The sequence below is a fragment of the Flavobacterium araucananum genome (genome assembly GCF_002222055.1).
In the GTDB taxonomy this organism is placed as follows: domain Bacteria; phylum Bacteroidota; class Bacteroidia; order Flavobacteriales; family Flavobacteriaceae; genus Flavobacterium; species Flavobacterium araucananum.
The window spans coordinates 1-551 of the sequence record NZ_MUGS01000138.1; the positions used below are offsets into that span (position 1 = coordinate 1).

Genomic DNA, 551 nt, shown 5'->3' on the forward strand with positions numbered 1-551 from the left:
CTACCCATTATTGTAACTATTATCCTGAAAAAGAACTGCGGATACAGTGGGGATGCAGTGGAGAAAACGTCAAAAAAAATAACAGACTGCTATCCTGATCTTATTTTTAGATTTATTAATGCATTCAGGGCTTCACAGGGCTTTAAAGAGGGATTCCCTTATCTTATGCGCCATTGTACCGTCGCTGAACTGGTTTACTACCAGTCGGATAATAAGGTGTTTTATCCTTTAAATGGAGATGCAAAAGAACTTCTGCAATGGACAAAATTTTCTTTTGACGATAAAATGGAAGATACTATTTCTCACTTTTATACAGCATCCGCCCATATGAAAAATGACAACAACAAAGAAGCAGGCTACTTCATGTGTACTGCTATTTGGAATCTCTATGGCTGTTATTTGTGGTTTCTTGTGGGAGAATTAGAGGAAGATATGGGTATGCCGAGCCTCCTGTATGATTACAAGACAGTCGCGAAGTTTATTCCATACCTGAAAGAAATACTTGATTATGACATACCTGAAGACAAGGAAATTATTGACCAGCTCAGTTC

Annotated in this window: 1 protein-coding gene; it reads left to right on the forward strand. The window is 37.9% G+C overall.

The window, feature by feature from the left end:
* Positions 1-551, forward strand: a 551-nt coding sequence (locus B0A64_RS25380) for a hypothetical protein (protein WP_165769886.1), incomplete at both ends; no start/stop codon positions are given.